Annotated in this window: 23 protein-coding genes, 1 tRNA gene and 1 pseudogene; 12 read left to right on the top strand and 13 right to left on the bottom strand. The window is 71.3% G+C overall.

Going from position 1 to position 22,483, the window contains the following annotated elements; translation table 11 throughout:
• The first annotated feature begins 11 nt into the window (after positions 1 to 11).
• A complete protein-coding gene (locus ACP4J3_RS41580; RefSeq protein WP_426541852.1) occupies positions 12 to 512 on the top strand; it encodes a hypothetical protein in 501 nt (166 codons plus the stop codon).
• Between the two features lie 27 nt (positions 513 to 539).
• On the opposite strand, the gene ACP4J3_RS41575 is transcribed toward ACP4J3_RS41580, so the two are convergent.
• The gene (locus ACP4J3_RS41575; protein ID WP_426541850.1) at positions 540 to 1,238 is read right to left on the bottom strand and encodes a pentapeptide repeat-containing protein; all 699 of its coding nucleotides are present in this window, start codon (positions 1,236 to 1,238) and stop codon (positions 540 to 542) included.
• Between the two features lie 152 nt (positions 1,239 to 1,390).
• Between ACP4J3_RS41575 and ACP4J3_RS41570 the strand changes: the two genes are divergently transcribed.
• The 3 genes and pseudogenes from ACP4J3_RS41570 (at position 1,391) to ACP4J3_RS41560 (ending at position 5,156) form a co-directional block, all read left to right on the top strand.
• Positions 1,391 to 2,566, top strand: coding sequence for an NAD(P)-binding protein (locus ACP4J3_RS41570; protein WP_426541848.1), 1,176 nt, complete (start codon positions 1,391 to 1,393; stop codon positions 2,564 to 2,566).
• Between the two features lie 72 nt (positions 2,567 to 2,638).
• Positions 2,639 to 3,619, top strand: coding sequence for a zinc-binding dehydrogenase (locus ACP4J3_RS41565; RefSeq protein ID WP_426541846.1), 981 nt, complete (start codon positions 2,639 to 2,641; stop codon positions 3,617 to 3,619).
• Between the two features lie 104 nt (positions 3,620 to 3,723).
• Positions 3,724 to 5,156: pseudogene (locus ACP4J3_RS41560) on the top strand (MFS transporter).
• Positions 5,157 to 5,209: 53 nt separating this feature from the next.
• On the opposite strand, the gene ACP4J3_RS41555 reads toward ACP4J3_RS41560, so the two are convergent.
• Positions 5,210 to 7,819: a glycosyl hydrolase gene (locus ACP4J3_RS41555; RefSeq protein ID WP_426541844.1), complete on the bottom strand. Its 2,610-nt coding sequence runs from the start codon at positions 7,817 to 7,819 to the stop codon at positions 5,210 to 5,212.
• Between the two features lie 143 nt (positions 7,820 to 7,962).
• On the opposite strand from ACP4J3_RS41555, the gene ACP4J3_RS41550 reads away from it, so the two are divergent.
• The gene (locus tag ACP4J3_RS41550; RefSeq protein WP_426541842.1) at positions 7,963 to 8,886 is read left to right on the top strand and encodes an aminoglycoside phosphotransferase family protein; all 924 of its coding nucleotides are present in this window, start codon (positions 7,963 to 7,965) and stop codon (positions 8,884 to 8,886) included.
• A 45-nt stretch (positions 8,887 to 8,931) separates the two neighbouring features.
• Entirely contained in the window at positions 8,932 to 10,020 is a 1,089-nt protein-coding gene (locus tag ACP4J3_RS41545; RefSeq protein WP_426541840.1) for a DUF4037 domain-containing protein, read from the top strand.
• Here ACP4J3_RS41545 and ACP4J3_RS41540 read toward each other — a convergent pair.
• The 6 genes from ACP4J3_RS41540 to ACP4J3_RS41515 form a co-directional block, all read right to left on the bottom strand.
• On the bottom strand, positions 10,017 to 11,297 hold the full coding sequence (locus ACP4J3_RS41540; RefSeq protein ID WP_426541838.1) for a wax ester/triacylglycerol synthase domain-containing protein: 1,281 nt from the start codon (positions 11,295 to 11,297) through the stop codon (positions 10,017 to 10,019). The genes ACP4J3_RS41545 and ACP4J3_RS41540 overlap by 4 nt on opposite strands.
• A gap of 31 nt (positions 11,298 to 11,328) precedes the next feature.
• A complete protein-coding gene (locus ACP4J3_RS41535; protein ID WP_426541836.1) occupies positions 11,329 to 12,537 on the bottom strand; it encodes a beta-ketoacyl-[acyl-carrier-protein] synthase family protein in 1,209 nt (402 codons plus the stop codon).
• Positions 12,534 to 12,821 (bottom strand): acyl carrier protein, encoded by a 288-nt coding sequence (locus tag ACP4J3_RS41530; protein ID WP_426541834.1) that lies wholly within the window; start codon positions 12,819 to 12,821, stop codon positions 12,534 to 12,536. The genes ACP4J3_RS41535 and ACP4J3_RS41530 overlap by 4 nt, the downstream gene beginning before the upstream one ends.
• Before the next feature lie 26 nt (positions 12,822 to 12,847).
• Positions 12,848 to 14,092 (bottom strand): wax ester/triacylglycerol synthase domain-containing protein, encoded by a 1,245-nt coding sequence (locus tag ACP4J3_RS41525; RefSeq protein WP_426541832.1) that lies wholly within the window; start codon positions 14,090 to 14,092, stop codon positions 12,848 to 12,850.
• Between the two features lie 81 nt (positions 14,093 to 14,173).
• Entirely contained in the window at positions 14,174 to 14,452 is a 279-nt protein-coding gene (locus ACP4J3_RS41520; RefSeq protein WP_426541830.1) for a hypothetical protein, read from the bottom strand.
• Between the two features lie 74 nt (positions 14,453 to 14,526).
• Positions 14,527 to 15,309 (bottom strand): hypothetical protein, encoded by a 783-nt coding sequence (locus ACP4J3_RS41515; protein ID WP_426541828.1) that lies wholly within the window; start codon positions 15,307 to 15,309, stop codon positions 14,527 to 14,529.
• 343 nt (positions 15,310 to 15,652) lie between these two features.
• Between ACP4J3_RS41515 and ACP4J3_RS41510 the strand changes: the two genes are divergently transcribed.
• From ACP4J3_RS41510 to ACP4J3_RS41500, 3 genes are all read left to right on the top strand, one after another.
• On the top strand, positions 15,653 to 16,132 hold the full coding sequence (locus ACP4J3_RS41510; protein WP_426541826.1) for a hypothetical protein: 480 nt from the start codon (positions 15,653 to 15,655) through the stop codon (positions 16,130 to 16,132).
• Between the two features lie 248 nt (positions 16,133 to 16,380).
• Positions 16,381 to 16,677 carry a hypothetical protein gene (locus tag ACP4J3_RS41505; protein WP_426541824.1) on the top strand — a complete coding sequence of 99 codons (297 nt, stop codon included), beginning with the start codon at positions 16,381 to 16,383 and terminating at the stop codon, positions 16,675 to 16,677.
• A gap of 254 nt (positions 16,678 to 16,931) precedes the next feature.
• Positions 16,932 to 17,234, top strand: coding sequence for a hypothetical protein (locus ACP4J3_RS41500; protein WP_426541822.1), 303 nt, complete (start codon positions 16,932 to 16,934; stop codon positions 17,232 to 17,234).
• Between the two features lie 69 nt (positions 17,235 to 17,303).
• Here ACP4J3_RS41500 and ACP4J3_RS41495 read toward each other — a convergent pair whose 3' ends face one another.
• From ACP4J3_RS41495 to ACP4J3_RS41475, 5 genes are all read right to left on the bottom strand, one after another.
• Positions 17,304 to 17,651 (bottom strand): hypothetical protein, encoded by a 348-nt coding sequence (locus ACP4J3_RS41495; RefSeq protein ID WP_426541820.1) that lies wholly within the window; start codon positions 17,649 to 17,651, stop codon positions 17,304 to 17,306.
• A 238-nt stretch (positions 17,652 to 17,889) separates the two neighbouring features.
• Complete coding sequence (locus ACP4J3_RS41490; protein WP_426541818.1) at positions 17,890 to 18,207, bottom strand: hypothetical protein; 318 nt, start codon at positions 18,205 to 18,207, stop codon at positions 17,890 to 17,892.
• A 293-nt stretch (positions 18,208 to 18,500) separates the two neighbouring features.
• Positions 18,501 to 18,881, bottom strand: a complete 381-nt coding sequence (locus ACP4J3_RS41485; RefSeq protein ID WP_426541817.1) for a hypothetical protein — start codon at positions 18,879 to 18,881, stop codon at positions 18,501 to 18,503.
• Positions 18,882 to 19,171: 290 nt separating this feature from the next.
• A complete protein-coding gene (locus ACP4J3_RS41480; protein WP_426541815.1) occupies positions 19,172 to 19,408 on the bottom strand; it encodes a hypothetical protein in 237 nt (78 codons plus the stop codon).
• A gap of 146 nt (positions 19,409 to 19,554) precedes the next feature.
• A tRNA-Thr gene (locus tag ACP4J3_RS41475) sits at positions 19,555 to 19,629 on the bottom strand.
• A gap of 217 nt (positions 19,630 to 19,846) precedes the next feature.
• Here ACP4J3_RS41475 and ACP4J3_RS41470 point away from each other — a divergent pair.
• The 3 genes from ACP4J3_RS41470 (at position 19,847) to ACP4J3_RS41460 (ending at position 22,451) form a co-directional block, all read left to right on the top strand.
• Positions 19,847 to 20,938, top strand: coding sequence for an ABC transporter ATP-binding protein (locus tag ACP4J3_RS41470; RefSeq protein WP_426541813.1), 1,092 nt, complete (start codon positions 19,847 to 19,849; stop codon positions 20,936 to 20,938).
• A gap of 227 nt (positions 20,939 to 21,165) precedes the next feature.
• A complete protein-coding gene (locus tag ACP4J3_RS41465; protein WP_426541811.1) occupies positions 21,166 to 21,624 on the top strand; it encodes a hypothetical protein in 459 nt (152 codons plus the stop codon).
• A 95-nt stretch (positions 21,625 to 21,719) separates the two neighbouring features.
• On the top strand, positions 21,720 to 22,451 hold the full coding sequence (locus ACP4J3_RS41460) for a nucleotidyltransferase family protein (protein ID WP_426541809.1): 732 nt from the start codon (positions 21,720 to 21,722) through the stop codon (positions 22,449 to 22,451).
• Positions 22,452 to 22,483 lie beyond the last annotated feature (32 nt).

The raw sequence follows: 22,483 nt of genomic DNA, 5'->3' as shown, positions 1-22,483 counted from the left end.
CCATCCCCTACGTGCTCGACATCGGCTACGCCCTCTCCACCCGCTTCCCGGATCCCCCGCAGACGGACTACCGCCGCGCGGACGTCCACACGCTGCGCCACGACCTGTTCTGCGGGGACGTCTACCTCGCCGACACCAAGGCGGACCGGGAGCTGTCCACAGCCTGGGGATGGGTGCCGGTGCTCGACTTCGCCTGGGCCCTGTGCGACATCGTCGAGCGGCTGGACCGGGACCCGGCCGGCTCCCGCGCCTCCCGCCCCCAGCGGGCGGAACTGGACTTCACCGAGTCCACCGACCGCATGCTCTTCGAACGCCGCTTCGGCTGGGTGGACATCGAGGCGGACTGGATGCCGGCGCAGGAGGCCCCGCTGACCTTCTCGCACGCCGAACTGCGCCGTGAGGCCCGCGACTTCCTGCACGATCTGCTCGCCGACCTGATCGACCTGCACGAGGACCTGGGCGAGAACCCGGCGGTCTGGACGCTCCAGGCACGGTTTCCACGGGTGGGCTGAGCGGCGCGCCGAAACGCCGGCCGGCCGTCATCCCTCCTCCATCCGGATCCCCAGCTGTGCCGCCAGCACCGGTGCCAGATCCAGGAGTTGAGCCGTGCTGAGCACCGCCCCGGCCAGCCGGTCCACGCCCCGCGCGATCTCCAGCTCCGCCGCCCCGCGCAGATCCACGTCCGCCAGGCTCGCCCCGGTGAGATCCACCCCCTTCACCGCGCAGTCCACGAACTCCACCCGCTCCAGGCGGGCACCCCCGAAGTCCGGCTCGACCAGCACGCAGCCCTCGAAGACGACGTCTCTGAGCTTGGCCTTGCGCATGTTCAGGTAGTCGATCTTGCCGCCCCGGATCACCACCCGCTCCAGCACGGACCCGTGCAGTTGCACCCCGCCAAGCCGCGCGTCGGCCAGCTCCACATCGCGCAGCGTCGCCTCGGCGAGGTCGGTGCCGACACCCCGGGGCGCCGTGAGGACCGAGTCGAGGATCCGGGCGTGATGAAGCCGCGTCTCGTCCAGGACGCAGCCCTTCAGCGCGCAGTCCATGAAGCGGGCGCCCCCGCCGTCGTGCCCGCTCAGGTCCTCCTCGCGGAACTCCAGGCCGTCGTAGTCCCCGTCCGGCTCCAACTCCCCGTCCCGGAAAGGCTCCAGCGCCGGCAGCCGCACCTCGGGCCGTCGCGCCCCCTTCACTCCGCCCCGGCCCGCACCGCCGCGCTCGCCCATCGCTCTCCTCGCCATGCCCCCATGCTGCACCCCACCACTGACAATCCCCCTGACCTGCGACGACCCGCCCGGATCACTGCCGATGTCACATTCGGGGTACCCCGGACCGTCGTACTCACAGAGGAACGCAAGAAAGGCGACCCCGAGCACGAGGGAGACCCCCAGCCATGCACCGCATCACCGTCGTCGGCGGCGGTTTCGCCGGACTCACCGCGGCCATCACCGCCGCCGAGGCGGGCGCCAAGGTCACCGTGTACGAAGCCCACCACACCCTGGGCGGGCGGGCGCGGACCACCGAGGGGCCGTACCGGGCCAACGAGGGACCGCACGCCCTGTACAGCGGCGGCCCGCACTGGGCCTGGCTCAAGCAGCGCGACCTCATCGGGCCGCTCGCGCCGATCCCGCCCCTGGAGGCCGCCCGGCTGCGGCTGCGGCACCGTGGCGTACTGCGCCGCACCCCGCCGTTCGCCATGCTCAAGCTGCTGCGGCCCGCCCTGCCGCAGGCGCCCGTCGACGTGGACTTCATGACGTGGGCGACCGGCATCGCCGGCGAGGAGGGCGCCCGTGCCGCCGCGCACTACTCCGCCGTCGCCCTGTTCCACCACGACCCCGGCGCGCTGTCCGCCGCGTTCGTGCGGGAGCGGCTGCGGCGGGCCACCAAGCTGCCGCCGGAGGCGCACTACCCGCGGGGCGGCTGGGCGACCATGATCGACCGGATGGCGGCCCGGGCCTGGAACCTGGGGGTCCGGATGGAGACCCTGTCCCGCGTCGACGAACTCCCCACCGACACGCCCGTCATCGTCGCCACCTCCCTCGACTCCGCCCGCCGTCTGCTCAGGGACGACTCCCTGACCTGGACGAGCGGACGTACCGCGCTGATCGATCTCGCGGTGCGCACCCGGCGCGGGGACGCCTTCGTCGTCTCCGACCTCGACGAGACCGGGTGGATCGAGCGGTTCACCGCCCAGGACCGGTCGCTGGCCCCGGCCGGTGAGCAGCTCATCCAGGGGCAGGTCCCCATCGCCCCGCACGAGTCCCGGGCCGACGGCATCGCCCGCGCCGAGCGGCTGCTCGACCTCGGCTTCCCCGGCTGGCGCGAGCGCGTCACCTGGCGGAGCGAGGCCGTCGCGAACGGCCGTACCGGCGCCGTCGACCTGCCCGGCACGAGCTGGCGGGACCGCCCGGCCGTCGACCGCGGCGACGGGGTCTATCTGGCGGGCGATCAGGTGGCCGCTCCCGGCGTGCTGTCCGAGGTCTCCTTCAACAGCGCGCTCACGGCGGTGTCCCTGGCCCTCGGCCGGCACACCCTTGACCTCAAGCAAGCTTCAGGTTGCAGCATCTGACAGTCGCCTCCGGCGACGGAGTAGGCGTCCTGACAGACCCGAGCTCGAACAACTCGACCAATGGGGGACCCCATGCACGCCATCCGCCTGCACACCTTCGGCCCGGCCGAGAACCTCGTCCACGAGCGCACCGACGACCCCGTACCAGGCCCCGGCCAGGTCCGCATCGCCGTACGGGCGGCCGGCGTCCACCTCCTCGACACGGCCCTGCGCGAGGGCATCCAGGGCCCGGCGCCCGAGCTGCCGACGCTGCCCACGATCCCCGGCCGCGAGGTCGCCGGGGTCGTGGAGTCCCTCGGCGAGGGTGTCGCGGCGCTCTGGCTCGGCAAGCGCGTCGTGGCCCACCTCGGCTTCGCGCCGGGCGGCTACGCCGAACTCGCCGTCACCGATGTCGACCGCGCCCACGAGATCCCGGCGAACCTCGACTTCGCCGAGGCCGTCGCCATGATCGGCACGGGCCGTACGGCGATGGGGATCGTGCAGTTCGCCGACCTCGGCCCGGACGCGGTGGCCCTGATCCCGGCGGCCGCGGGCGGCATCGGCACCCTGCTGGTGCAGTACGCCAAGAACGCCGGCGCCGTCGTCGTCGGTCTGGCCGGGGGCCCGGAGAAGGCCGCGCGCGTGCGGGAGAACGGCGCCGATCTCGCCGTGGACTACTCGGACCCGGCGTGGCCCGGGAAGGTACGCGCGTTCCTCGGCGGCCGGCCCGCCACCGTCGTCCTCGACGGCGTGGGCCGCGACGTCGCCCGCGAGTGCGTCGCCCTGCTCGCGCCCGGCGGCAGGCACCTCGTCTTCGGCTGGTCCGGCCAGGGCCTGCACGACGGCGAGCCCTACCTCGTCGACGGCGTCTCCGAGAACGTCCTCGGCCCCGCGATGATGCGGAAGGCCGGCGGCCCCAACCCCGTACAGACCCTCGAACTGCGCGCCCTCGCCGAGGCCGCCGCGGGCCGCCTCACCCCTGCCGTGCAGCGCTTCCCGCTGGCGGAGGCGGCGGCCGCCCACCGTGCCCTTCAGACGCGCGCGACCGCCGGAAAGGTGGTACTGGAGCCATGACCGGCCAGGACCCTTCGCCCGACCGCATACCGCACCAGTTCCGCGATCGAATACCAACGGGTGAAGTCACCCGAGACGCCGACCCCCGCCGCTGGTGGGGCCTGGTGATCATCGCGCTCGCGCAGCTCATGGTCGTCCTCGACGCGACCATCGTGAACATCGCGCTGCCGTCCGCCCAGCGAGACCTCGGCATGAGCGACGGCAACCGCCAGTGGGTGATCACCGCCTACACCCTGGCGTTCGGCGGACTGCTCCTGCTGGGCGGCCGGATCGCCGACCTGGTGGGCCGTAAGCGCACCTTCGTGATCGGCCTCGTCGGCTTCGCCGCCGCCTCCGCGCTGGGCGGCGCCGCCACGACCTCCGGCATGCTCTTCGGCGCCCGCGCCCTGCAGGGCGTCTTCGCCGCCGTACTGGCCCCGTCGGCCCTGTCGTTGCTGACGACGACCTTCACCGACCCCAAGGAGCGCGGCAAGGCCTTCGGTATCTACGGCGCCCTGGCCGGCAGCGGCAGCGCGATCGGGTTCATCGTCGGCGGCCTGCTCACGGAGTACCTGGACTGGCGCTGGTGCCTGTACGTCAACGTGCCGATCGCGGCGATCGCGGTCATCGGCGCCCTGGCCCTGCTGCACGGCAGCCCCGGCCACACCGGCGCCCGCCTGGACGTGCCCGGTGTGCTGCTGGGCTGCGGCGGCCTGGTCGCCATCGTCTACGGATTCGCCGAGGCGGAGCCGCGCGGCTGGACCGACCCGACGGTCCTCACCCTGTTCGCGGTGGGGGTCGTCCTGCTCGCTCCTTCGTGTGGTGGCAGAACCGGGCCCCGATGCCCCTCCTCCCCCTGCACATCGTCAAGGACCGCAGCCGCGCGGGCTGCTTCCTGACCATGGCGCTGGCCGTGATCGGAATGTTCGGTCTCTTCCTGTTCATGACCTACTACCTCCAGGTCATCCTCGACTACTCGCCGGTGATGACCGGGCTGGCCTTCCTCCCCCTCACCGCCGCGATCATCACGGGCTCCACCCAGATCGCCGCCCGGCTCCTGGACCGTGTCGCACCCCGCCTGCTGATGGGCCCCGGCGCCCTGCTGGCGGCGATCGGCATGATGCTGCTGACCCGGCTGACGGTGCACTCCTCGTACGCCGCCGACATCCTGCCCGCCCTGATCCTCATGGGCCTCGGCATGGGCCTGATCTTCATGCCGGTGTTCGCCACGGCGACGGCGGGCGTGGCCCCGCGGGACTCCGGGGTGACCTCGGCGACGATCAACACCTCGCAGCAGGTCGGCGGCTCCATCGGCACGGCCCTGCTGAACACCGTCGCCACCACCAGCAGCGCCGCCTACATCACCGCCCACCTCACCGACCCGGCCCGGCGGAACCTGATCGTCAGGGAGGGCGTGGTGCACGGCTACACGGTGGCCATCTGGTGGGCCGCCGCCATCATGCTCGCGGCCGGCCTGGTCGCGGCCCTGATGGTGACGACGAAGCCCCCGAAGCACGGCGCCGGTGAGGAGACGCCGGTCCCGGAGAAGGTGGCCTGAGCAGCGCGAAGGGAGGGGCCCCCGGACCGCGGACCCCTCCCCTCCGGCTCACGTCACCGCAGCCGTCGTACGTCGATGGACCAGATCCCGCGCCCGTGCGTCGCCGCGTACAGCCGCCCGTCCGGGCCGGTCTTGAGCTGGAGGACGGCGGTGGTCGGCAGGTTCCACCCGGCCACCTTCCACCCGGCCGACTTCGGCGTGCGGACCAGCACCCCGAGGTCCGTGCCCAGGGCGATCGTGCCGTTCTTCAGCAGGACCACCGAGTTGGCGGGCACGTCCGGCAGGTTGCCGGAGATGTCCTTCCAGGTCGCGCCGCCGTCCTTGGTCTCGAAGAGGTGGCCGACGCCCGCGCCGGGGCCCTCCGTCCACTTCCGGGAGAAGCCGTTGACGGCGAGCAGGACATGGTCGGAGTCCGCCGGGTCGACGGCGAGGCCGGACAGGTAGCGGTTGGGGACCGTGCTGTCGACCGGCAGGTTCAGCTCGTGCCAGCCGGTGCCGTCGGCGTTGCCGACCGCGACGCCCCGGGCGAAGCCCTGGTTGTTGCAGGGGCCGCACCAGGCCGCGTACACCTTGCCGCCGGAGGAGGCGACCGCCGTGGCGGTACGGCCCTGACCGAGGTCGAAGGCCTTGAACCACTCGCTGCCGCTGCGGATCCCGTAGCCCTTGGTGTTGATCCACACGTGCCGGCCGCCCGCGACCCAGGTGTTCTTGTCCTTGATGTCGGCGCTCAGCGGCGCGATGAAGCGCGCCTCGGACGTCTGGTTGTCGGGCGGCGCGACCGAGTACGACGTGGCCTTGGACTCGTCCTCGGTCCAACTGCCGTCGTTCACCGCGCAGTTCTGCGTCACGGACACCGAGAGGTAGACGTACTCCTCGGCGATGTTGCACCCGTTGTCCGGGTCGGTGATCGTGTCGCCGCCGTCACCGCCGAAGTTGGAGCCCATCACCCGGTCGCCGGGCCGCAGCATCGACTGGCCGTTGTCCTGGAGCCCGCCGGTGACCGCGATACCGCGCCCCGCCGGATCCGTGCCGACGCCCACCGAGTAGTACTGCAGGGCGTCCATGGTGCCGTCGTTCAGGGACGTCCAGTCGGTCGCGTGACCGTCGGCGTTCGCGCTGCCGTCGACCGGGCGCCGGTAGACGCCGCCGTCGTTGCCGACGAGGACGTAGGGCTTGCCGTAGTAGCTGCCGATCGCCACCGCGTGCTGGTCGGGGTGGGTGGTCTGCGGGCAGTCACCGGACTGCTTGGCCGGGTCGATGGACCAGCAGTCGAAGCCGAAGTTCCAGTACGGGCCGGGGACGGACCAGCTCCTGCCGCCGTCCTTGGTCTCGAAGACCTCCTCCAGGCCGGCGTACACATGGTCGGGGTTCTTCGGGTCGACGGTGAGGAACTGGTTGTACCAGGCCTGGATGCCGGGCTGGTATCCCTCGCCGGTGAGCGCCGAGCCGGAGTCGCGCAGCTGCTTGTAGTCGGCGATCTTCGTCCACTTGCCGGTCGGCGAGCCCGACCTGGAGACGAAAATGCCCGCCAGGCCGCTGTCCGGGTTGCCGGCCATCTGCCGCGGCGACTGGTCGATGGCGTAGTACCGCGACCCGTCCGCGCTGCGCGCGAAACTGACGTTGCCGACGTCCTCGGCGTTGGTCGGCAGCTCGCCGAGGTCGGTCAGCCGCTTCCAGCTGCCGTCCTTGGCCTTGGCGTAGAAGCCGTTGTAGGTGTCCCCGCTGCGCCAGCCGATGGCGAGGACGACCTTGTCCGGGTCCTTGGGGTCGATGGCGATGTCGCTCGCGATGTTCTTGTACGCGGCGTTCTCGTCGTTGTCCTTGGGGCCGCCCGGCAGATAGTCCGGGTTGGGCGCGAACTCCAGCTTCCAGGCGCCCTTGAGCGTCTTGGTGCTGTGGCTCCACACGCCCCGCGTGGTCGCCGCCCACACCTTGTCGCCGGCGAAGCGCAGCGCGTTGATGGACGTCGACTCCAGCTCGTCGCCGCCGACCCGGTCGCGCCGGCTGAACTTGCCGTATCGCGGGTCCTTCAGGACGTAGACGCCGGTGCCGAGGAAGGCGGTCGCGCTGGTGTTGGCCTCGCCGGTGGCGTACCAGAGGCGGCCGCGCGGGTCGAGCTGGAGGTCGCCGGTGGACAGGGCGGGCAGCTCGTCGGAGATGTTCGTCCAGTGGCCGCCGCCGGTGCGCGACCGGAAGACGCCGCCGTTGGCCGAGCCCGCGTACACGGTGCCGCGGTCGTCGGCCGCCATGCCCGTCACCCGGCCGGTCACCTTGCCCGCGCCGCCGCTGGAGTTGGAGTTGATGTCCCGGTAGCGGGGGTCGTCGGCGTCGTACGGCAGCCGGGTGTCGTTGCGCCAACCGCCCTTGGTGCTGGGCAGGTCGAGCATCTCGCCGAACGCCGCCCCGAAGGCGCCCGGCGCCACGATGCCGCCCGGCGCGGTGCGGGCCTGGGCGTACTCCTCGGCGCGCGCGGCGATGTGCTCGTTCTCCTCGCCGCCGTCCCCGGGTTCCTCCTCCCCCGGTCCCTCGCTGAGAATCCGGACCCCGAACGGGTCGGTGTCGTCCGGTGCCGCCGCCTGGGCCTGAGTGACCGTCAGGCCCAGTGCGGCGAAGGTGGCGAGCACGGCCCATGCGCGTCTCGCTCGCCGACCGCTGACTGACATGAAGTGCCTCCCCTGAGAAACGCGTGGTGCACCTGGTGCACATGACACTTGCTGTGAAGCAGCTTTGTGCAAAGGGAAGTTGGAGGGGGAGGTGAAAATGGCAATCACTAAGCAAAGCTTCGCCGCCCGCTAGGCTCGCCAAGATGATCGACATCCCGGACGAACTCATCGCCCAGCACGTGCGGTACGACGGAGAGGCGGGCCGGGCCTACGTCGCCTCGCTCGCGGAGCGCGCCGCGCGCTTCCTGGAGCACTGGCGACTGCGACTGGACGGTCCGACGATGTACGGCCGCTGCGCACTGGTCCTGCCCGTGCTGGACGCCGACGGGACCCGGGCCGTGCTCAAGCTCCAGGACGTCGACGAGGAGACCGTGGGCGAGCCGGTCGCGCTGCGGGCGTGGCGGGGCGAGGGCGCCGTCCGGCTGCTGAAGTGCGACGACGAGACCGGCACGCTGCTGCTGGAACGGCTCGACGCGGACCGGCTCCTGGCCGAGCTGCCGGACTCCCGCGAGGCCACCCTGGTCGTCGCCCGGCTGCTGGCCCGCCTCACCGCCACCCCGGCCCCGGCCGGGCTGCGCCGCCTCGGCGACATCGCCGAAGCCATGCTGGAGCGGACCCCCGCGGCCCTGGAACTCCTCCCGGACCCGGCGACTCGCCGCCTTGTCGCCGACTGCGCGGCGGCGGTGCGCGAGGTCGCCGCCGAGCCCGGCGACCGACTGCTGCACTGGGACCTGCACTTCGAGAACGTCCTGGCCGCCGACCGCGCGCCCTGGCTCGCCATCGACCCCAAGCCGCTCGCGGGCGACCCCGGCTTCGACCTCTTCCCGGCGCTGTGGAACCGCTTCGAGCCGGACGAGGTGCGGTGGCGCTTCGACGCCATGACGGACGTCCTCGGCCTCGACCGGCACCGGGCGCGCGCCTGGACGCTGGGCCGCGTCCTGCAGAACTCCCTGTGGCAGCTCGAGGAGGACCACGCCCCGCTCGCCGCTCACCTGGAGATCGCGAGCCGCCTGAGGAACCACCCCGGCCGGCCGCGGCCCGAATGTCCGCAACCCGCAACAGTGTGAACGCACTTCGCATGAGCCCTCACCGAATGGGCACGGCTTCCCAGCATGAGCCCCACGCATATGCACCTCCCCCACACCCCCGCGTCCGACCCCGACTTCATCCCCGGCCTGGAACTCTCCCGCCGCTTCTACACCGACGCCGTACGCCCGTTGCTGGAGGAGGCCGCCCCCGGTGTCCCCCACTCCGCCGCCCGCATCGGCAGCGGCTCCGAGGTCCTCGGCTACGACACCCCGCGCTCGGCCGACCACGAGTGGGGCCCGCGCCTGCAGGTGTTCCTGCACCGCCATGACGTGCCCCGGCACGCGGCCCGCATCAGACACATATTCGCCGAGCACCTCCCGAAGGCCTTCCTCGGCCACCCCACGCGCTTCGGCCCGCACGAAGAGCACCGCGTCGAAGTGACCGGCACCTCCGCCTGGTTCACCGACGCCCTCGGCTTCGACCCGGGCCAGGGCATCACGTCGGCCGACTGGCTGGCCACCCCCTCCCAGCTCCTGGCCGAGGTCACCGCCGGCGCCGTCTTCCACGACGGGCTGCACACCCTCACCCCGTTACGCCAGGCGCTGGGCTGGTACCCCCATGACGTCTGGCTGTACGTCCTGGCGTGCCAGTGGCAGCGCATCGCGCACGAGGAGGCCTTCGTGGGCCGCGCGGGCGAGGTCGGCGACGAGCTGGGCTCCGCCGTCGTCACCGCCCGCCTGGCCCGCGATCTGATGCGGCTGTGCCTGCTGATGGACCGCCGCTACCCGCCGTACGGCAAATGGCTCGGCAGCGCCTTCGCCCGCACCGCCTCCGCCCCACGCCTGACCCCCGTCCTCACGGCGGCCCTCGCCGCCGGGGACTGGCACACCCGCGAACGCCATCTCGCGCACGCCTACGAGATCGTCGCCCACCAGCACAACGACCTGCGTCTGACCGACCGCGTCGCCCCCACCACGCGCCCGTACCACTCGCGCCCGTTCCGCGTCCTGCGCGCCGACCGCTTCACCGCCGCCCTGCTGGCCCGCATCGGCGACCCGGTCCTGAAGGACCTGCCGCCCGTCGGCGCGGTGGACCAGTTCGTCGACAGCGCGGAGGCGCTGACCCACCCGGAACTGGCCCGCGCCCTGAGCCACGACGCGCGAAAGCCCTAAGGCGTACGAAGTCCTCGAGCGGCCCGCGCGGCAGGCGCCCCGGCCGCCGCGAGCGCCTCCAGCTCCCGCACCACGGCGGCACCGATCAACTCGGCGTCGCCCGCGCCCAGATGGCTGACGACGGTGAGGGTGTAGGCGTCGGCGGTGTGCACCAGGCAGAGGTTCGCGGTGCCCGGCGGGGAGAGCTGCGGGAGGGGGACGACCCGCGACAGGGGCCGGCCGTGCAGGTGGCTGGGGTTGTCCCGCCATTTGAAGGCGGTGCACAGACTGGTCGTCAGCTCGGGACGCGCCAGCCTCCTGGCCATCACCCCGGCCAGCCACGGCACGGTGCGCGCGGCGCCCTGGAGCGCGGGAAGGATCGCGCGGTGCGCCTCGCAGCGCCGGTCGAACGCGGCGACCTGGTCCTGGCAGGCCCGCAGCCGGGCCACCGGAGCGTCGAGGTCGACGGGCAGCGGCACCCGCAGCGCGGTGACGCCGTTGCCGAGCTGCCGCGCGTCGCCACGGCCGCGCAGGTCGACCGGCACCGTGGCGTACAGCGGGACCGGCCCTCTCGGCCACGACCGCAGGGGCCCGTGGCAGGCGCGCAGGGCACCGGCGTACGTACTCAGCAGCAGTTCGTTGAGCGTCGCCCCGCGCCCGTCGGCCGGCTGGCGGCGGGCGGCACGCATCACGTGCGGGTCGATCCCGGCCACCGCCACCGAGGGCCGCGTCTCGCCGCCGGACGACGGCGGTACGGGCTGCCCTTGTACCCCGATCCGCCGCAACTCCCGGCCCACGGCGGCGAGACGGACCGCCGGCCGCCGCCGCGCCACCGCCGCGGCCGGCGAAGGAGGCGGCGCGGCGTCGTCCATCAGCATCCGGAAGAGGGTCTCCAGGGACCTGCCGTCCAGCAGCGCATGATGGGCGAGCAGCACCACGGCGTGTTCGCCGGCCGGGGTGGGGCGCCGGGTCACCAGCAGCTTCCACAGGGGCCGCCCGGGCGGCAGCGCCCGGGTGACGCCGCCGGCCAGCAGGGAGTCCACGTCCAGGTCGGTGGCGGCGATGTGCGCGGCGGGATCGAACGGCGGGGCGGCCGACCACCGGTGGCCGGACAGCGCCGACGGCCCGGCGGGGGGCACCGGCACCAGGCTCATCCGGTCGAGACCGCCCCAGCGCTCGGCGACCCGGGCCCGTACCCAGGCCGGCTCAAACGGTTCTCCGGGAAACAGCGCGGCGATGCCGACCGTCCCCGGCAGCCCGTTGCGCAGATGCCCTTCCTCGATGGCCGTCAGCCTCATCCTCCACAGCCTCCCGATCCCAGGTCACCGCTCAGACGTGCGGCGAGTCGAAGACGACACAGGCGTTGTGGCCTCCGAAGGCGAAGCTGTTGCTGATCACCGGCCCGTCCGGGATCTTGCGCGGCTCGCCGGTGACCATGTCCAGCTCGCACCGGGGGTCCAGCCGCGTCAGATGCGCGGTCGGCGGCGCGAGCCCTTCGCGCACCGACAGGACAGTGATCACGGCCTCCAGCGCCCCCGCAAGGCCCAGCCCGTGCCCGGTCACCGCCTTGGGGGCGGTCACGGGCACCGCGCGCGGGCCGAACAGGGCGCTGATGGCGTGCGCTTCGGCGAGGTCGTTCAGCTCGGTGCCGGTGCCGTGCGCGTTGACGTGGGTGACGGCCTCGGCGCTCGCCCCGGCGTCGGCGAGCGCCAGCTCCATGCAGGCCCGGGCCCCGGCACCGTCGGGATGCGGTGCGGTGAGGTGGTGGGCGTCGGAGGTGCGCCCGTACCCGGTGAGCGTGGCGTGGACCCGGGCGCCGCGCGCGCGGGCGAGGTCCAGCCGCTCCAGCACCAGGAAGGCGGCCCCTTCGGCGAGGACGAATCCCCGCCGCCCGACGTCGAACGGCCGTGACGCGGACGCCGGATCCGCGCACTCGGTGACCATCGCCCCGGCCCGCCCGAAGGCCAGCGCGGTGGTGGGCGTCAGCGGGCTGTCGTGCCCGCCGACCACCACCGTGTCCGCAGCGCCGGCCCGGATCATCTGCATCGCCTCACCCACCGCGTGCGTTCCGGAGGCACAGGCGGTGGAGATGGTCAGGCTGGGCCCGGTGACACGGTGCCGGGCGCTGATCCAGTACGCCCCGGCGTTGTGCATCAGCCGGGGCGCGTAGAGCACATCGGGACGTCCGATGCCGTTCTCCTGGCCGATCACCCCGCCGTATCCGGTGCCGGTGACCACGGCCCGCCGACCGGGGGCGACGTGCAGCCCTCCGGCGTCCGCCACGGCGTCCGCGGCCGCGCACACGGCCAACTGCACCGAACGGTCCGCCCGCCGCAGCTCCTTGGGCGTCAGATACCCGGCGGGGTCGAAGTCGGTGATCGGACACGCGGGGTACACGACGGTGCCCTCGTCGTCGAACGCGTGCAGCGAGACCGCCGAGCGGCAGCCCACCAGGCTCTCCCACAGCGCCGCCGGAGTCGCCCCGGCCCCGCAGCGGACGCCGAGCCCCGTGACGGCGACGGCGTGCCGGCCGGTCATCGGGCGAGGGGGCGGTGGGCGTCGGGGGCGCCGGCGCGCAGTCGCGCGATGAGGTCGGCGACATCACCCACGGTGGACACCCCGGTCTTGTCCCGCCCGCGCAGGGACACCCCGAACAACTCCTCGGAGGCCACCTCCAGTTCGGTGATGTCCAGACTGTCGGCTCCCAGGTCGGCGACCAGCCGGGCCTGCGGCACGACCGCCTCCTGAGGCACCGACATCACCCGCGCGCACAGCGGGCGCAGCGCTTCCCATACGTCACTTTCACGGCGTGCGGCTTCCATGCAACTGCCTCCATCTCCTGGTGCCGTCAGAGCACTGACGGCGTCGCCGTCCGAGCCCATGTCTCGAACTGAGTGACGACCGCGCCGGCGAGCCGGCCCGCGTCGCCCGGGCCGACGTTGCCCACCGCGGTGAGCGTGAACGCGTCCCCGGCCTGTGCCAGGGCGAAGCTGACGGTGCCCGGGTGCTGCAGCGGCGGCAGCCCGACCGTGCGCACCAGCCGACGGCCCTGGAAGGTGCTCGCCGCGCCGGGCCACTTCATGGCCGTGGTCGCGGTCGCCGCGAAGCAGGAGTGCCGGCCGCGGCGGTTCAGCAGCCGGGTCACCCAGGGTCCGGTGCGCCGTGCGGCTTCCGCCGCGGGGAACAGCACGGTGGCGTGTACGGCGGCCCGCTCGGGGACGCCGGCCAGCGCCGCCTGACACGCCCGCAGCCGCGCCGCGGGATCGTCGATGTCGACGGGCAGCGGGACCCGGACGACGGTGAGCGTGTTGCCGAGCTCGCCCGGATTCCCCCTGCCCCGCAGATCGCACGGTACGGCCGTGTACACGGGCACGTCCCGCTCCCGCCACCGCCGCACCGGCCCGTACTCGGCCCGCAGCGCCCCGGCCACCGCGCCCACCAGCAGCTCGTTCAGCGTCGCGCCGCGGCCGTCGGCGGGCTGCCGGCGCGCGGCCCGGACGGTCTGCGCGGGCAGTTCGGCCACCGCGACCGAGGGGTACGTCTCCGGCGCCCGCGTCGGAAGGGCCTGCCCCGGAGCCGACATCGCCCTGAGCTCCCGGCGGGCCGCGCGCAGCCCGCCGCGCGGCAACGGCACCGGCCGGCCCGGCACCCCGGCCGGCCCGGGGTCGTCCATCAGCGAGCGCATCAGCGTCGCCAGCGACCGCCCGTCCAGCAGCGCGTGCTGGGCCACCAGCGCCAGCGCGAAGTCACCGCCGTGCGCCGCGTCCGGGACGACGTACAGCCGCCAGGGCGGCACCCCGCCGGCCAGCGGCCGGTCCACGCTCCGCGCCCACAGGTCGTCCAACTTGTCCGCCGCCACGGCGACATGGGCGACGGGATCGAACGGCCCCGGTACGGCCCACCGCGCACAGCCACGCCGCCCGTCCGCCCCGTCGAGCACACAGCTCATCCGCTCCAGGCCCGCCCACCGCTCGACGACGCGCGCCCGCACCTGATCCACGTCGGGCCGCTCGCCGGAGAGGACCGCCGCCAGGCCGATGACTCCCGGACACCCGTTGAGCAGCAGCATTTCGTCGGCACAGGACAGTCTCACCGGTCCCTCCGGATCTTCGGGGCGAGCAGTTCAACGCCCGCCCCGTGACGGAGCGGGCGTTGAACCGGACACTTCGTGCGCTTACTTGACCGCGCTGTTGCAGCCCATGTCCGAGCCGAGGTGGCTGGGCTGCGCGCCCGGCGAGCCCTCACCGTTGAGGGCGTTGGCCAGCAGGCTGTTGAGGGCGCCGACATTGCCCAGGATGTCGATGTTCATGTCGTGCGAACGACACTCGATGCCCTGCGTGATGTCGAAGTCGTGGGCCATCGCCTCACCGTGGGCGGAGGCCGTGCCCGCGCCGAACGAGCCGACACTGCCGAGGACGGCACCCACGAGGGCGGCCTTGTGAAGCTTGCGCATTTCTTCTCCGTTGGTCGAGCGGTTGTGCTGTGCGGGGGATGGGGTCGAAACGGTGGGCAGTTGCGTGACGGCCGTCAGCCGAGCCGGGGCAGCCCGAGCTGGCCCACGGGCGGCGCCGCGACCTGTCCGAGGCCGAGGCCGGGCACCTGCGGCGCGCTGGCCGGCGAGACCAGCGGGTTGATCAGCGGGTTCACCTCAGGGTTGACCTGCGGGTTCACCTGCGGCGCGACCCGCGGCGCGGGCTCCGGGTCGAAGACCTGCGGTGCGGAGACCTGCGGAGCGACCTGCGGCATGACCTGCGGGGCCGTCTGCGGGGTCACCTGCGGCACGACCTGCGGAACCGACGGCTGCGGGGCCGGGCGCCGCGGAGCCGGGTGCGGCGCGTTGGAGGCCTGAGCGGAACCGCCCGACGAGGCCGACGCGGTGGCGTAACCGGTCTGCTCGCGCGGGGCGGGCGGCGGGGGCGCGTAGTGCGGTGCCGGCTGGGGCTGCGGCCGGTAGTAGGGACGGCTGGCATGCGCGGCACCCGCCGAGCGGGACGACGCCGCGACCTGGGGAGCACGGTGCTGGGGCGGCGCGTAATGGGGAGCGGGCGCCGGGGCGTACTGGGGCGCGGGACCGTACTGGGGAGCAGGAGCCGGGCCGTACTGCGGTGGTGGGCCGTACTGGGGAGCCGGACCGTAGTGGGGAGCCGGGCCGTACTGAGGCGCCGGAGCGTACTGAGGTGCCGGGTACTCGGGAGCGGCACCGGCGTATCCGGCGGGGTAGTAGTCGGCCGCCTCGCTGACGCCGGCGCCGATGGCGGTCAGACCGCCGGCCGCTGCTACGACGAGCGCGGCCTTGTGAAGCTTGCGCATGGAACCCTCGGCCCTTCATTACCTGTGCAGGGAAATCCGTTGTATTTCAGTGCAGTCTTGCGTGTGCTCAGTGTGATATTCGTACTGCTCCCTTACAGGGGTAATGCCTGAGCTGCCGCTGCCCTCTCTTTGCTGGCAACGACATTTCCCGGACCAGGTCACGGGATCCGGAATTCCGTCACTCCATTGCCATCCATCGGATTTACACACTCGCGGGCAATTGAGTGACCCGCCCCAGAGTCACGTGACCGGAATCGCGGATGCCTCGTTCCGCACAGGGAGATTCCATCGCAGCCGCATTTCCGTACGTTCCATGCACAGGTCAATGAAGGGCCGAGGTTCCATGCGCAAGCTTCATCACGTCGCGCTCGTCGTAGCAGCAGCCAGTGGTCTGTCCGCGATCGGCGTCGGCCCCAGCGTCGCCGACGCTCCCGTGGGCTACGGCTCCGTCCCGCCGCCCGCTCCACAGCAGGACATGCAGGCCACCGCGTGGGGCCACGGGCAGGCGAGCGCGCAGTCCTCCAACGCGCCGCACCACCGGCGGCAGGCGCCGCCCCAGCGGGGCGCCGAGGTCGCTCCGCAGGTCAACCCGCAGTTGAGCCCGAAGATCAGCCCCGAGGTCAACCCGCAGCCGTCCGTGGCGCCGTCCGGGCCGATCGAGCAGGCCAACCTCTTCCGCCCGTACCAGGAGTGCAGCCCGCAGTCCCTGCTCAACGCGGCCGTCCCGGTCGCCGTACTCGCCGCCGCCGAGACCGAGGGCGTCGACTGCGACCAGGCCAACAGCCAGGCGAACTCCCTCTCCCACGCCCGCTACACGCACTGAGGATCACCTCTCGCGGCTGCGGCGACCCACGCTGGTCGCGGTCCTCGCCGAGGACCGCGACCAGCGTTCTTCCATGTCCTCTTCGTCTTCTTCCATGTCGGCGATGCGGCTTCCGGGTGTATCCCTGTGCGAGATCACAAACCCCGGCGCGTCGTTCATACATGTCCACATATTTCCTATTAATCTCCGGTAACTGTACGAAGTCGATCTCCCACAGATCGCACCCACCTCACTCCACCGGAGATGACATGCACAAGCTTCGCAAGGCTGCCGTCGTTGTCGCCGCCATCGGCACTGTCGGACTGCTGGGCGCCGGCACCGCCACCGCCGACGGCCACGGCGGTCACGGCGGCAAGAAGGGCGGGGACAAGTTCAGCGTCCTGCAGAGCTCCAACTGCAAGTCGCACGACCTGAACGTCGACGTCCTCGGCCAGGTCGGAATCCTCAACGGCCTGCTGGGCAGCGCGCTCAACGGCGAGGGCGACCCGGGCGCCCAGGACACCCACATCGGCTCGTCGATGGGCTGCAACAACAGCGCCTTCTAAGGCACTGAAGGGTCGCCCGGCCGACCCGAGCGGGAAACAGGTCCCGGTACCGAGCCTCGAGCCCGGTACCGGGACTCTTTTGTGCTGGATTCGTGTACAACAGCGGGCAATTTCGTGGCCATCGGCCAAGGCGGTGAGACTTTTCCGAATTCGGCGTGCCGCCGATTGCGTTGGAATACTTCCTATTAGCCTCCGTAATTGTACGAAGTCGATCTCCCGGAGATCGACCCCACTCCACTCCACCGGAGATGAACATGCACAAGCTCCGCAAGGCCGCCGTCCTGGTCGCCGCCCTCGGGAGCGTCGGGCTCCTGAGCTCCGGCGTCGCGCACGCCGACGGAGGCGACTGGGGCCACAAGGGCCGCAAGGGCAACAGCCTCAACATCATGCAGAGCACGAACTGCCGGTCGCACGACGCCAACGTCAACATCCTCGGCCAGGTCGGCATCGCCAACGGCCTGGGCGGCAACCTGCTCAATGGCGAGGGCAACCCGGGCGCCCAGGACACCTCGATGGGCTCGAGCATGGGCTGCAACAACAGCGCCTTCGACAAGTGACGTAGGCCGGATTTCAAGAAGAATGCCGGACCGGGAGTGATCCCGGTCCGGCATTCTTCGTGCGGTCCGTCAGAAACGGAATTTGGGGAGCTTGACGCCCTTGGGCAGCTCCGCCCGGTTGTTGCACTCCACGACCGGCCCGCTCTGCACGGACCCGCCGCTCGCCGCGCCCTCCTTGGGCCCGATGAAGCGCGGCCGCTCGACCGTGGTGCAGTCCTGCCTCTGCTGGACGACGTACCCGTGGCGCTTGTCCTTGTGGACGACCTCGCTCTTCTTGATGCAGACAATGTCTCCCTGGGCGGTGATCGTGCAGTTGCCCTTGGGGTCGTCGGCGTACGCCGGCGCCGCGCCGCTGTAGATCACGGCGAGAGCTCCGAGGAGCCCCGAGACGGTTGCGATCTTCTGTCGACCGATCATGTGCTGCGTTCCTTTTGCCTTGGAGAAGGTCGAAATGCCACAGCCCGGCCGCGCTCCCTGATGGGTCTGCCGCGCGTCCGGGCTGTGTTTGCTAAGGGTGTTGTCCAGCACACCGTCGAACAGCCCGACCTGATCCAGGAGCTGAGATGTTCAGATCGTGCGCCGTGCATACGGTGTTCCGATCGATGTCGATGCGCCTGTGCCCTGAGATGCGCGCATCGACGCCGGCGACTGCTTCTTACTGCTGAGCGGCGTACGGAGCGGAGTACTCGCCGTAGCCGTACTCCGGCGCGGCGGCCTTGGGAGCGGCCTCCGGCGCGGCGGGGGCAGCCTGCGGAGCGGCGTACGGCGCGGCCTGCGGAGCGGTGTGCGGGGCGGCCTTGCCGTACGGAGCACCCCACGTGGCCACGGCGTTGGCCTGCGAGGTGGCGACCGCGGTGACAGCCTGACCGTCCCAGTCGTTGTCGTGGGCGAAGGCGCTGCCGGCGCCCATGCCGAAGGCGGACATCCCCGCGACCGCCGCGGCTACGACTGCAACGCGCTGAAACCTGCGCATAGTTAGACCCTTTCTTCCCGGGCGTGAAGCCCTGGCTGACTACTTAATGTGAGCATATACAGACGATCCGTAGCAATTTGGGACATTCCTCCTTCCTTGTGTCGTGTCGGCCCATGACAAGGCACCGGTGCGCACACCGATTTCCCTGCCAGGAAAACGACGCTTCCCCGCGGTCGGGTCACGGGCGGTGCCGGCCGGTCACTCGTTTGCCGACAACTCCCCCGTGGACGCGCGAAAGCGGCGGGTGGCCGGACCAGGTCGCCCCGGTCCGGCCATCCGCCGCTCGAAGACGCTCAGCCCAACAGGCGGGCGAGCAACGGGGGCGCGGCGTCGTCCGCGGAGTTGTTCTGGCCGGTGCTGGGCGCGGCCGGCATGGGGGTGCTCTGGTCGGCACAGGTGATGTGCGGCCCGATCCGCGTCTGACCGTTGGACAGCAGGCCGGGAGTGGGCAGGGTCAGCGGCTCCGTCGGCTGGCAGTTCACCGTCCGGCGCAGGATGAAGCCGTCGCCCTCCTCCGTCTGACCCTGGAGCTGCTGGGTGCAGATGATGTTGCCCTGGGCGTCGAGGGCGCAGTTGCCCGGGCCCGCCGCGTGGGCCTGGGTGGCGCCGAAACAGGTCATGGCAAGGCCGCCGAGAAGCCCCGAGACAGCCATGAACTTCTTCCCGTTGAACATGAGTTGCGTCTCCTCTGTGGGGGTGTGCCCGGACGCAATACACCGCGAACGGCCGCGCGCCGGGCCCTGGGGGTGTCGGAGAGACGGACCCCTGTGCCCGGCTCACGTCCGGGACGCCGGGGCCCGCTTCGCTTACGAACTGAAGGACTGACCTGCGGGCGACCGGTCCGTGTGGACCAACCGCTCATCACCGCACCGGAGTTCGGGGACGCCCACACATGGACGGGCCCCCTCGGGAGTGACCCCGAAGGGGCCCGCGGAAGGCGTCGCGCACGACTGTGCCGCCGGCCTCAGCCGGTGAACGCGTTGTTGAACTGACCGCAGGTGGTGTCGAAGGTCTCGGAGAGACCGAGCACGGCGACCGGGACGTCGGTCGCGGCAACCGTCTGCGGGCTGCACTCCTGGTACGGCCGGTAGAGGTCGGACGTGGACGGCGCGACGTCGTAGGCGACGCCCGTGCCGGCACCGATGGCGGACAGGCCGCCCGCAGCCGCCGCGGCGATCATGACCTGGTGAAGCTTGCGCATGGAACCCTCGGATTTCATTACATGTACATTGAGGCTGATTGCCCACTGTGACGGGACGAACACTAGCAGTAGCGATCCTATTCCACGCCGAACGGGAAAAACGTGTGGGGCGGTTGTCGAATCGACAACCGCCCCATCGTGAAGAGAGCCCCCTGTCGGATTCGAACCGACGACCTGCTGTTTACAAGACAGCCGCTCTGGACCAGCTGAGCTAAGGAGGCCTGCACGCACTGTCACGCACGCGCCCGTGCAGTGTACCCAGGTTCCAAGGGAGCCCTGTCGAAAATTTCCGCGAAGTTCACATGCCTCCAGGTACTGACAGAACAGGCGAACGCCGGGTACCGTCCAGACCCAGTCCGTACATGTGGACTAAACCAACCACCTTCCTACAACGGATCGTCCGGCACGTTCCTGCCGGTAGAAGGGGGCCCATTCACCATGGCCACTGTTTCGTTCGACAAGGCGACCCGGATCTACCCGGGCACCGAGAAGCCCGCCGTGGACGCGCTCGACATCCACATCGAGGACGGCGAGTTCCTCGTTCTGGTCGGCCCGTCCGGCTGCGGCAAGTCCACCTCGCTCCGCATGCTGGCGGGGCTCGAGGACGTCAACGCCGGCGCCATCCGCATCGGTGACCGCGACGTCACGCACCTGCCGCCGAAGGACCGGGACATCGCCATGGTGTTCCAGAACTACGCGCTGTACCCGCACATGACCGTCGCCGACAACATGGGCTTCGCGCTCAAGATCGCCGGCGTCAACAAGGCGGAGATCCGCAAGAAGGTCGAGGAGGCCGCGAAGATCCTCGACCTGACCGAGTACCTGGACCGCAAGCCGAAGGCCCTCTCCGGTGGTCAGCGCCAGCGTGTCGCGATGGGCCGCGCCATCGTGCGTGAGCCGCAGGTCTTCCTCATGGACGAGCCGCTGTCCAACCTGGACGCCAAGCTCCGTGTGTCGACCCGTACGCAGATCGCGTCGCTGCAGCGCCGTCTCGGCATCACCACCGTCTACGTCACCCACGACCAGGTCGAGGCCATGACGATGGGCGACCGGGTCGCCGTGCTCAAGGACGGTCTGCTCCAGCAGGTCGACACCCCGCGCAACATGTACGACCGCCCCGCGAACCTCTTCGTGGCCGGCTTCATCGGCTCCCCGGCCATGAACCTGGTCGAGGTCCCGATCACCGACGGCGGTGTGAAGTTCGGCAACTCGGTCGTGCCGGTGGACCGTGACGCGCTGTCCGCCACCACCGACAAGACCGTCACCGTGGGTGTCCGTCCCGAGCACTTCGACGTGGCCGGCGCCGATTCGGACCAGGGTCTCGCGGTCAGCGTGAACGTCGTCGAGGAGCTGGGCGCCGACGCGTACGTCTACGGCACCGCCAAGGTCGGCGGCGACGACTCCAAGGACCTCGTCGTCCGCGTCAGCGGCCGTGACGTCCCCGAGAAGGGCAGCACGGTGCACGTCGTCCCGCGCTCCGGCGAGACGCACGTCTTCTCCACCTCCACGGGTGAGCGGCTGTCCGACTGAGACAGTCCAGCCGCTTGAGGCGGTACAACCCCGGGTAATTCACCCAGGTTGACGAAGAGGGCCCCGCAGAGCGCTGCGGGGCCCTCTTCGTTGTCGACAAATACCCCGGCATACCGGCCATTTCGAGCGCTGTACGTCAACGTCGTACCCGAATCCAGGGCCCTCTTCATCCCCCGAACCGGTGACTAAATGTCGCCATATCAGCACCGAACGCTACCCTCACTCGCGTGAAGCACTCCACCACCCAACAGACACGACGCGGCCACCGGGGCCCCGCCCGCCAGCTCGGCCGCACTCTCGCCCTCGTCCTGCCCGTCGTCCTGGTGCTCTCCGGGACCCTCGCGGTCACCCGGGTCAACTGGTCGGGGAACCCCTCGGACTCGGTGCTCGCCGCGACCGACGTATCGAACGCGGGTAACGCGAAGAACGCCGCGCCGCGCGCCCCGCAGGACGTGCTGCGCGACCAGTTGATGACCGAGTTGCAGGAGAAGAACCCGGGCGCCGCGCTCACCCACCTCCAGCAGGCCGTCGACGACCGGCCGTCGCTTGCCCAGCACTGTGCGTCGATCGCCCGTGCGCTCGGGCGTGCGGCGGTGCGGGTGTACGGGCCGACGCGGGCGCAGTCGTACTCGCGGCCCGTGTGCGACACGGCGTTCGCCTCCGGTGTGGCCGCAGCGCACGGTTAGCGCCGGGAGCCCGGCCTCTTTACTGAATGACGAATACTGATTAACGAACGGTTTCCGGTGAATACCGTGAGCGGGGCGCCGCGTACAGTTCGGGCATGACTGATCCGAACGCCGCGTCCCGCCCCGTTCAAGCCGTCGTCCTGGCCGGGGGCCAGGGGTCCCGGCTGCGTCCGTACACCGACGACCGGCCCAAGCCGATGGTCGAGATCCCCGGTACGGGGACGCCGATCATCGGCCATCAGCTTGTCTGGCTGGCTGAGGAGGGTGTGACGGATGTCGTGGTGAGCTGCGGGCATCTCGCCGAGGTGTTGCAGGACTGGCTGAAGTCGGCCGAGCTTCCGGTGCGGGTGACGACTGTCGTCGAGACCGAGCCGCTGGGGCGGGGTGGCGGTCTGAAGTACGCGGCGGCGCATCTGCCGCATCCGGACCGGCCTTGGTACGCGACCAACGGGGACATCTGGACGCGGTTCTCGCTGCGGGACATGGCGGACTTCCACACCGAGCGGGACGCTGTCGCCACGTTGGCGCTGGCTCGGCCGCGTCTTCCGTGGGGCGCGGTGAAGACGGACGGCTTCGGACACATCACGGACTTCATAGAGGCGCCGCCGTCGACGTTCGAGATCAACGCGGGTGTGTACGTCTTCTCGTCCGCCTTCGCCGATCTCCTCCCCGAGCGCGGCGACCACGAACGTACGACCTTCCCCCACCTGGCCCGTGAGCGCCGACTGGCCGGCTTTCCGATCCCGCAGGGGGCGTACTGGCGGGCCATCGACACGGCGAAGGACCTGACCGAGGCCGCGAAGGAGCTGGCGGCTCTGGGGCGCTGAGCGCGGATGCCTGCGGCGCCTGTGCGGGTTCG

This window comes from Streptomyces sp. UG1 (genome assembly GCF_049974585.1).
In the GTDB taxonomy this organism is placed as follows: Bacteria; Actinomycetota; Actinomycetes; order Streptomycetales; family Streptomycetaceae; genus Streptomyces.
Note: the sequence above shows the minus strand (reverse complement) of the source record. Positions and strands in the feature narration are given on the sequence as shown.

Coding starts and splice junctions, on each gene's coding strand:
- ACP4J3_RS41575 (WP_426541850.1), bottom strand. CDS start 1,238: ATGGCGAGGAGAGCGATGGGCGAGCGCGGCGGTGCGGGCCGGGGCGGA.
- ACP4J3_RS41570 (WP_426541848.1), top strand. CDS start 1,391: ATGCACCGCATCACCGTCGTCGGCGGCGGTTTCGCCGGACTCACCGCG.
- ACP4J3_RS41565 (WP_426541846.1), top strand. CDS start 2,639: ATGCACGCCATCCGCCTGCACACCTTCGGCCCGGCCGAGAACCTCGTC.
- ACP4J3_RS41555 (WP_426541844.1), bottom strand. CDS start 7,819: ATGTCAGTCAGCGGTCGGCGAGCGAGACGCGCATGGGCCGTGCTCGCC.
- ACP4J3_RS41550 (WP_426541842.1), top strand. CDS start 7,963: ATGATCGACATCCCGGACGAACTCATCGCCCAGCACGTGCGGTACGAC.
- ACP4J3_RS41545 (WP_426541840.1), top strand. CDS start 8,932: ATGAGCCCCACGCATATGCACCTCCCCCACACCCCCGCGTCCGACCCC.
- ACP4J3_RS41540 (WP_426541838.1), bottom strand. CDS start 11,297: ATGAGGCTGACGGCCATCGAGGAAGGGCATCTGCGCAACGGGCTGCCG.
- ACP4J3_RS41535 (WP_426541836.1), bottom strand. CDS start 12,537: ATGACCGGCCGGCACGCCGTCGCCGTCACGGGGCTCGGCGTCCGCTGC.
- ACP4J3_RS41530 (WP_426541834.1), bottom strand. CDS start 12,821: ATGGAAGCCGCACGCCGTGAAAGTGACGTATGGGAAGCGCTGCGCCCG.
- ACP4J3_RS41520 (WP_426541830.1), bottom strand. CDS start 14,452: ATGCGCAAGCTTCACAAGGCCGCCCTCGTGGGTGCCGTCCTCGGCAGT.
- ACP4J3_RS41515 (WP_426541828.1), bottom strand. CDS start 15,309: ATGCGCAAGCTTCACAAGGCCGCGCTCGTCGTAGCAGCGGCCGGCGGT.
- ACP4J3_RS41510 (WP_426541826.1), top strand. CDS start 15,653: ATGCGCAAGCTTCATCACGTCGCGCTCGTCGTAGCAGCAGCCAGTGGT.
- ACP4J3_RS41505 (WP_426541824.1), top strand. CDS start 16,381: ATGCACAAGCTTCGCAAGGCTGCCGTCGTTGTCGCCGCCATCGGCACT.
- ACP4J3_RS41500 (WP_426541822.1), top strand. CDS start 16,932: ATGCACAAGCTCCGCAAGGCCGCCGTCCTGGTCGCCGCCCTCGGGAGC.
- ACP4J3_RS41495 (WP_426541820.1), bottom strand. CDS start 17,651: ATGATCGGTCGACAGAAGATCGCAACCGTCTCGGGGCTCCTCGGAGCT.
- ACP4J3_RS41490 (WP_426541818.1), bottom strand. CDS start 18,207: ATGCGCAGGTTTCAGCGCGTTGCAGTCGTAGCCGCGGCGGTCGCGGGG.
- ACP4J3_RS41485 (WP_426541817.1), bottom strand. CDS start 18,881: ATGTTCAACGGGAAGAAGTTCATGGCTGTCTCGGGGCTTCTCGGCGGC.
- ACP4J3_RS41480 (WP_426541815.1), bottom strand. CDS start 19,408: ATGCGCAAGCTTCACCAGGTCATGATCGCCGCGGCGGCTGCGGGCGGC.
- ACP4J3_RS41470 (WP_426541813.1), top strand. CDS start 19,847: ATGGCCACTGTTTCGTTCGACAAGGCGACCCGGATCTACCCGGGCACC.
- ACP4J3_RS41460 (WP_426541809.1), top strand. CDS start 21,720: ATGACTGATCCGAACGCCGCGTCCCGCCCCGTTCAAGCCGTCGTCCTG.